Annotated in this window: 10 protein-coding genes, 1 tRNA gene and 1 pseudogene; 11 read left to right on the top strand and 1 reads right to left on the bottom strand. The window is 66.3% G+C overall.

Annotated elements, in window-relative coordinates:
- A pseudogene (locus tag ACK4IU_RS00815) lies at positions 1-96 on the top strand (IS5/IS1182 family transposase); the annotation flags it as partial.
- A 334-nt stretch (positions 97-430) separates the two neighbouring features.
- On the opposite strand, the gene ACK4IU_RS00810 reads toward ACK4IU_RS00815, so the two are convergent.
- Positions 431-1,294 (bottom strand): N-formylglutamate amidohydrolase, encoded by an 864-nt coding sequence (locus ACK4IU_RS00810; protein ID WP_409730686.1) that lies wholly within the window; start codon positions 1,292-1,294, stop codon positions 431-433.
- A gap of 178 nt (positions 1,295-1,472) precedes the next feature.
- On the opposite strand from ACK4IU_RS00810, the gene ACK4IU_RS00805 reads away from it, so the two are divergent.
- From ACK4IU_RS00805 to petB, 10 genes are all read left to right on the top strand, one after another.
- A tRNA-Val gene (locus tag ACK4IU_RS00805) sits at positions 1,473-1,547 on the top strand.
- A gap of 72 nt (positions 1,548-1,619) precedes the next feature.
- Complete coding sequence (gene ykgO, locus ACK4IU_RS00800) at positions 1,620-1,745, top strand: type B 50S ribosomal protein L36 (protein WP_023666132.1); 126 nt, start codon at positions 1,620-1,622, stop codon at positions 1,743-1,745.
- A gap of 161 nt (positions 1,746-1,906) precedes the next feature.
- The gene (locus ACK4IU_RS00795) at positions 1,907-2,071 is read left to right on the top strand and encodes a hypothetical protein (protein WP_409730684.1); all 165 of its coding nucleotides are present in this window, start codon (positions 1,907-1,909) and stop codon (positions 2,069-2,071) included.
- A complete protein-coding gene (locus tag ACK4IU_RS00790) occupies positions 2,068-2,328 on the top strand; it encodes a GNAT family N-acetyltransferase (protein ID WP_409730682.1) in 261 nt (86 codons plus the stop codon). The genes ACK4IU_RS00795 and ACK4IU_RS00790 overlap by 4 nt, the downstream gene beginning before the upstream one ends.
- Before the next feature lie 88 nt (positions 2,329-2,416).
- On the top strand, positions 2,417-3,040 hold the full coding sequence (locus tag ACK4IU_RS00785) for an FMN-binding negative transcriptional regulator (protein ID WP_409730680.1): 624 nt from the start codon (positions 2,417-2,419) through the stop codon (positions 3,038-3,040).
- A gap of 61 nt (positions 3,041-3,101) precedes the next feature.
- Complete coding sequence (locus ACK4IU_RS00780; RefSeq protein ID WP_409730678.1) at positions 3,102-3,572, top strand: hypothetical protein; 471 nt, start codon at positions 3,102-3,104, stop codon at positions 3,570-3,572.
- Between the two features lie 244 nt (positions 3,573-3,816).
- Positions 3,817-4,122, top strand: a complete 306-nt coding sequence (locus ACK4IU_RS00775) for a hypothetical protein (RefSeq protein WP_409730677.1) — start codon at positions 3,817-3,819, stop codon at positions 4,120-4,122.
- The gene (locus ACK4IU_RS00770) at positions 4,119-4,727 is read left to right on the top strand and encodes a glutathione S-transferase C-terminal domain-containing protein (protein ID WP_409730675.1); all 609 of its coding nucleotides are present in this window, start codon (positions 4,119-4,121) and stop codon (positions 4,725-4,727) included. Before ACK4IU_RS00775 ends, ACK4IU_RS00770 begins: the two co-directional genes overlap by 4 nt.
- A 180-nt stretch (positions 4,728-4,907) precedes the next feature.
- Entirely contained in the window at positions 4,908-5,480 is a 573-nt protein-coding gene (gene petA / locus ACK4IU_RS00765) for a ubiquinol-cytochrome c reductase iron-sulfur subunit (RefSeq protein WP_149588457.1), read from the top strand.
- An 11-nt stretch (positions 5,481-5,491) separates the two neighbouring features.
- Entirely contained in the window at positions 5,492-6,814 is a 1,323-nt protein-coding gene (gene petB, locus ACK4IU_RS00760; RefSeq protein ID WP_409730673.1) for a cytochrome b, read from the top strand.
- The last annotated feature ends 9 nt before the right edge of the window (positions 6,815-6,823 follow it).

The following is a 6,823-nucleotide window of genomic DNA, read 5'->3' as shown; positions in this document are numbered from 1 at the left end:
AAGGACTGGCGGCGCGTCGCTACACGCTACGACAGATGCCCAAAGGTCTTCCTCTCCGCCGTCGCCCTCGCCGCAACTGTCATGTTCTGGCTATGAAACGAGAACGAGTCCTGACCCTAACTGTAGCCCCTCTGTGAGACCACGCCCCACACCAGCGCGCCAACACCACCGCAACAACCAGAACCTTCTTCATCCCACCCCACGCTCCCTCAACCACTCACCCACAACTCCCCACCTTTCACCTGTTCTCAAATATCCCCGCCGGAGGCTCCCCGAGCCGGTTGGCCGCAGGCCAGAGGCGAGACAAGGAGTCTCCGCGCGTCAGCGCTCAATTCAACAGCCGCCCTCAACCAAGGCAAACGCCCGGTAAACGCCCACAGCCAACCCCTTGAAATCCCTCATGCGCGATGACTGTCCACGCAGGACAGGCTCACTCCGCCGCCAGCGCCACGCCCGGGGGCTGCACCAGTTCGGCCACCACGCCACTGATCAGCTCGCGGAACCCCTCGAACCCTGCCAGCGGCTCCACCCGGACCTCGTCCATGTAGAGCGCCCGGTCGATCTCGACCTGCACCACATGCACCCCGCGCGAGGGCCTGCCATAGGCCTGCGCCACATAGGCGCCCGCGAAGGGCGAATTCCGTCCGACCCGCAGCCCGGCCCCTGCAAAGGCGGCCTCGACCCGGTCCATCACCTCGCGTCCCGCCGTGGCACCATAACGGTCGCCCAGCACCACCTCGGGCCGCGGCTGGCCGGGGCGGGTATGCGCCTCGATCGCCTCGTGCGGCATGGAATGGCAGTCGATCAGCACCGCCTGCCCGAAGGCCGCGCGGGTCTCTTCGACCAAGGCCGCCAGCGCACGGTGATAGGGATGCCAGAATCGCCGCAGCCGCGCCTCGGCCTCGGCCAGCGGCAGCTTGCCGCGATAGATCGCCCGTCCCCCGGCGACCACGCGGGGAATCACCCCCAGACCCGACGAAATGCGCGGATTGTGCGGAACCCGGGCGATTCCCTCGATCACCCCCGGATCCAGCTCGTCGGCGGCGCGGTTCAGATCGACGAAGGCCCGCGGCGCCCGCGCGGCAAGAAGCGGTGCGCCCATGGCCGGTGCCATGTCAAGCAACCGGTCGACGAAGGCATCTTCAGAGGACCGGATCGCCCGACGATCCAGCACCACCTGCCCCAGGAAATCCGGCGAATAGTCGCTGCCGGAATGCGGCGAGGCGAAGATCAGCGGCGAGATCCGGCGGGCCGGCTGGGTCAGGACATAGGCCTCGGTCTCGGTCCGTGTCATCGGCGCTCCCGTTGGCGTGCAAGGCATTCTTCCTTCCGATATAGCCGGATAATCCGGAAAGCCAAAACCCCTTGCAGCCCGTGACACTTGTCAGTATAGACCCCGCCTGACCGACGCGGTTCGCTCCGCGTCCTTTTCGTTTAACCGGAAGGGACCGGCGCGAATGCAAGGCTCAAACGGGCGGTTAGCTCAGCGGTAGAGCACTACGTTGACATCGTAGTGGCCACTGGTTCGATCCCAGTACCGCCCACCATTCGCCGCTTCCCGCGGGAAGCATGAGGTTCAATCTGGCGCAGTTTCGCGCCGCGTAGAAGGAGGGTCGACCATGAAAGTCGCCAACTCGCTCCGCTCGCTGAAGACGCGTCACCGCGATTGCCAGGTCGTGCGCCGCAAGGGCCGCGTCTATGTGATCAACAAGACGCAGAAGCGCTACAAGGCGCGTCAAGGCTGAGCCCGTCAGGGCTGAGCCGCGCACGGCGAGACGGAAATCAGGGCCGCCAGGGAAACCTCGGCGGCCTTTTCCGTTTGCCAGATCGTCGATGACTTCGTCACTCCTCGCCGGCCCGCGACGAGACGCCGAAGCCGCAGGAGGCGCCACCCGAAGGACAGTCCATGACCCTCCGCCCCTTTCTGCCAGCCGACATCCCCGCCGCCCGCGCCCTCTGGCAGGCGACCCCGGGTGTGGGTCTCTCTACCGCTGATGACCCAGCCGCGCTGCAAACCTTCCTCACCCGCAACCCCGGCACCAGTTTCGTGGCCGAATCGGGGGGCGCGTGACCGGCACCATCCTTGTCGGCCATGACGGGCGGCGCGGGCTCATTCACCACCTCGCCGTCGCCACGGACCGGCGCCGTTCCGGCCTTGGCCGCAGGCTTGTCGCCGCAGGCCTCGCCGCGCTCCGGGCACAGGGCATCGACAAGTGCCACCTCATGGTCTTCGCGAACAACGCTGAAGGTGCAGCCTTCTGGACGGGAATTGGTGCCACCCGGCGCAGCGAACTCGACCTCTACTCACTCGCAACCGCGCCCCGCTGACCCGCCGGGCGCCAAGTCTTTTCGAGAAGATCTGCCAAAAATTCTTCGAAGGATCTTGTGTCCCAAAGGCAAACCCGCAGGACGCCAGATGCACCCGAACCCCGCCTTCCGCCAAACCCCGCGCGACCGGAACCTCGCCTTCGCCCGCGCGCGCGGGCGAAGGCATCCTGTCGATCAACGGCCCCGACGGCCCGCTCGCCGCACATCTCCCTTCCTTCTGAACGACGACGCGAGCCGTGCCGACCTTCACCTCGTCCGCTCGAACCTCATCGCCCGTGCAACCCTTCGTGCGTCCGCGTTGATCGCCATATCGGGAACCGACGCCTGCATCTCCCCGGACTGGTATGGGCCGCATTCCGAGGTTCCCGACCAGGTCCCAACCTGGAACTATGTTGCCGTCCACCTGCACGGGCACCTGGAAGCCCTGCCCGAAGACGCGATGCGCGGCGATGTCGATGCCCTCTCGGCCGAGCATGAAGCCCGAATCGCCGGCAAGCGCTCCTGGACCAGAGCCAAGATGACCGAAGGCGCGATGCCCCGGATGATGCGGATGATCCTGCCGTTCCGGTTCCGTGTGGCCCCGGTCGAGGGCACCGGGAAGCTGAACCAGAACAAGACGGGCGAAATCCGCAGCCGTGCGGCGCAGGCCCTGTCGCAGGGCAATGCCTCGGCACAGGAGATCGCTGCCCTGATCCGGCGCGACCTCGGCTGATCCGGCGTTGCCTGACGTCAGGCCACATGGCACCTTGCACCCGGTTTCCTTTGGGTTTGCCATGAAGGTCATTCACCGGTCGGACACGCTGCTTGTCCTGGAAGACCGCCCCTGGCTCATGGGGAGCTTCATGATCGCCATGTCCCTCTGCTTCATGGCGGGCGGGCTGGCGATGATGGGCGAAGGCATGCTGCTTGGCGGGGCCTTGTTTGCCATGTTCGGCGGCGGTATCCCGCTTCTGATCGCGGCGCTGATGGTGCGGCGGGTGCGGCTGACGCTGGACCGGTCGACCGGCCAGTTGATCCGGACCATGCGCTCGGTCCGCGGGCTCAGCCAGCAGGGGTTCGCGCTTGACCGGCTTTCGAAGGCGTCGGTCGGGGTCAGCACGGACAGCGACGGAAGCACCTACCGGACCGAACTCCATCTGGCGGACACGCCTGAAACCGTGCCCTTCACCAGCTACTACACCAACGGAAGGAAGCCCAAGGCGATGGCCCAGGCCGTGAGCGACTGGCTGGCCGCCACGCGATGAACCGCTCGTCGATTGCCTTCGGCACTCCTCGCTTGACCACCCGCGACGAGAAGCCGAAGGCGCACGAGGAGCCAACCCCAAGCAGACATCAGCAAAATCCGCACGTTAAATTTCCGTTACCGTCTGCAACCAAGTATCTGGAATCATTTGAGTTACCGGGATTGTCCACCGTGGACACCTTCCGCGGCTGTTTACACTCCACCCCCTCCGCCCCTACAGTCGCCGGAGCAAACCGGAGGTCCCCATGCCCCTGCCCATCGCCCCCCTGATCCCGCTTGCGATCCGTCTCGGCCTCGTCGCGACGACGACCCTTGCCGTCACCCGCTGGGTCCGCTCTTCCACCCATCCCGGCCGGACCGACCAGCGGGCCGAGGACGCGCTGGACGACATGGGCGAGGGCCTGTCCCTCCACCGCCCCGCCGACAGGGCCGGGGATCGCCAGACCAACGCCACCGCCCGCCTCCGCCGGGTGGTGCGTTTCCGAGGCCGGACCTACGAGATCGACGCAGGCCTCATGGCCCGCCTCCGCCTGCGCGAGGCCGACGAGTGAAGCTCTACCACGCCCCCGCCTCGCCCTTTGTGCGCAAGGTGATGGTTCTGCTGCATGAGGCGGGCGCAGTCGATCGCGTCACCCTGAGTCCCGCCTCGGGCAGCCCGCTCGATCCCGGCACGCTACCGGTCGACCGCAACCCGCTGGGCAAGATCCCCGCACTCGAACGTCCCGACGGCCCGACGCTTTACGACAGTCGGGTCATCACCCGCTACCTCGACGACCTGCTGGACGCACGGCTCTACCCCGCCGCGCCGCATCTGTGGGACACGTTGACCATCGAGGCGACGGGTGACGGTATCGCCGAGGCCGCCGTCCTGATGCGCTACGAGGCGCATGTCCGCCCGGAAGCCACCCGCTCGCCCGCCTGGATCGAGGCCCAGTGGAGCAAGATCGCCCGCTCCCTGGCCGCGCTGGAGGACCGCTGGCTGAGCCATCTCGCCGGCCCGCTCGACATGGGGCAGATCGCGGTCGGCTGCGCGCTGGGCTACCTGGACTTCCGTCATGCCGACCGGGACTGGCGCGCCACCCATCCCGCGCTCGCCGCCTGGCATGCCGCTTTCGCCGACCGCCCTGCGATGCGCGCCACCGCGCCGGACGCCTGAACCCCGCGACCATAGAGACACAGGCGACCCTCTGCCGCAGAGAAATGCGGCCCTGCGCGACTTTGTCCGCTGGACGCGGGGACGCGCCTTGGCTAGATACACCCGCGGCAGGGCATGGCTTTCCATTGCCCCTCAAGTCATATGGGCCGGCGCCCCCGGTCCGATAGGGGAGAAGATCTCGTGTCCCACGCAGACGATCACGCAGGCACCGGCGAAGGCACTCGGCGGGATTTCCTGTACTACGCAACGGCAGGCGCCGGGGCGGTCGCCACGGGCGCCGCTGTCTGGCCGCTGATCAACCAGATGAATCCTTCGGCCGACACCCGGGCGCTCGCCTCGATCATGGTCGATGTGTCCGCCGTCGAGGTCGGCACGCAGTTGACGGTGAAATGGCTGGGTAAACCGGTGTTCATCCGCCGCCGCAGCCCAGAAGAGATCGAGGCCGCCCGCGCCACGGCGCTGAGCGATCTGGTCGATCAGAACTCGGAGAACGCCAACAAGCCTGGCACCGATGCATCGGACCAGAACCGCACGCTCGACGAGGCGGGCGAATGGCTGGTGATGATGGGGGTCTGCACCCATCTGGGCTGCGTGCCGCTGGGCGACGGCGCCGGCGAGTTCGGCGGCTGGTTCTGCCCCTGCCACGGCTCGCACTACGATACCGCAGGCCGTATCCGCAAGGGACCCGCGCCAAGGAACCTTGACGTGCCGGTGGCCGCCTTCTTCGACGAAACCACGATCAAGCTTGGGTAAGGATCAGAAACATGGCCGGAATTCCGCACGACCATTACGAGCCCAAGACCGCCGGTGAGCGCTGGCTGCACAAGCGCCTGCCCATCGCGGGGCTCCTCTACGACACCATCATGATCCCCACGCCCAAGAACCTGAACTGGATGTGGATCTGGGGCATCGTCCTGACCTTCTGCCTTGCCTTGCAGATCGTCACCGGGATCATCCTGGCGATGCACTACACCCCGCATGTCGACAAGGCCTTCGCCTCGATCGAACACATCATGCGCAACGTGAACGGCGGCTACTTCATCCGCTACCTGCACATGAACGGCGCTTCGCTGTTCTTCTTCGCCGTCTACCTGCACATCTTCCGCGGCCTCTACTACGGCAGCTACAAGGCCCCGCGCGAGATCACCTGGATCGTCGGCATGATCATCTACCTCCTGATGATGGGCACCGCGTTCATGGGCTACGTCCTGCCCTGGGGCCAGATGTCCTTCTGGGGCGCCACCGTCATCACCGGCCTCTTCGGTGCGATCCCGGGTGTGGGCGAGGCGATCCAGACCTGGCTCCTCGGCGGCCCGGCCGTGGACAACGCCACGCTGAACCGCTTCTTCTCGCTGCACTACCTTCTGCCCTTCGTGATCGCGGCGCTGGTCGCGGTGCACATCTGGGCCTTCCACACCACCGGCAACAACAACCCCACGGGGGTCGAGGTCCGCCGTGGGTCGAAGGAAGAGGCAAACCGCGACACCGTTCCTTTCTGGCCCTACTTCGTCATCAAGGACCTGTTCGCGCTGGCGGTGATCCTGGCGGTGTTCTTCGCCATCGTCGGCTTCATGCCGAACTACCTGGGCCACCCCGACAACTACGTCGAGGCGAACCCGCTGGCGACGCCCGCGCATATCGTGCCGGAATGGTACTTCCTGCCGTTCTACGCCATCCTGCGCGCCTTCACCGGCGATGTCTGGGTGGTGATCGCGGCCGAATGGCTGTCGTTCGGCATCATCGACGCCAAGTTCTTCGGCGTGCTGGCGATGTTCGGCGCGATCGCGGTCATGGCGCTGGCGCCCTGGCTCGACACCTCATCGGTGCGCTCGGGCCGTTATCGCCCGATGTTCAAGTGGTGGTTTGCCCTGCTAGTCATCGACTTCATCGTCCTGATGTGGTGCGGTGCCATGCCCGCGGAAGAGCCCTATGCCACGATCTCGCTGATCGCCTCGGCCTACTGGTTCGCCTACTTCCTGGTCATCCTGCCGCTTCTGGGCGTGATCGAGAAGCCGCTGGCCCAGCCCGCGACCATCGAGGAAGACTTCAACGCCCACTACGGCCCCAAGGCCACGCCGGCCGAGTGAGAGGAAACG

The sequence above is a fragment of the Tabrizicola flagellatus genome (genome assembly GCF_046295235.1).
Lineage (GTDB): Bacteria > Pseudomonadota > Alphaproteobacteria > Rhodobacterales > Rhodobacteraceae > Tabrizicola > Tabrizicola flagellata_A.
This window is presented reverse-complemented; position numbering and strand designations above follow the sequence as displayed.

Bases quoted from the DNA above. Each gene is read 5' to 3' on its own strand.
- ACK4IU_RS00810 (WP_409730686.1), bottom strand. From the start codon at position 1,294: ATGACACGGACCGAGACCGAGGCCTATGTCCTGACCCAGCCGGCCCGC.
- ykgO (WP_023666132.1), top strand. From the start codon at position 1,620: ATGAAAGTCGCCAACTCGCTCCGCTCGCTGAAGACGCGTCACCGCGAT.
- ACK4IU_RS00795 (WP_409730684.1), top strand. From the start codon at position 1,907: ATGACCCTCCGCCCCTTTCTGCCAGCCGACATCCCCGCCGCCCGCGCC.
- ACK4IU_RS00785 (WP_409730680.1), top strand. From the start codon at position 2,417: ATGCACCCGAACCCCGCCTTCCGCCAAACCCCGCGCGACCGGAACCTC.
- ACK4IU_RS00780 (WP_409730678.1), top strand. From the start codon at position 3,102: ATGAAGGTCATTCACCGGTCGGACACGCTGCTTGTCCTGGAAGACCGC.
- ACK4IU_RS00775 (WP_409730677.1), top strand. From the start codon at position 3,817: ATGCCCCTGCCCATCGCCCCCCTGATCCCGCTTGCGATCCGTCTCGGC.
- petB (WP_409730673.1), top strand. From the start codon at position 5,492: ATGGCCGGAATTCCGCACGACCATTACGAGCCCAAGACCGCCGGTGAG.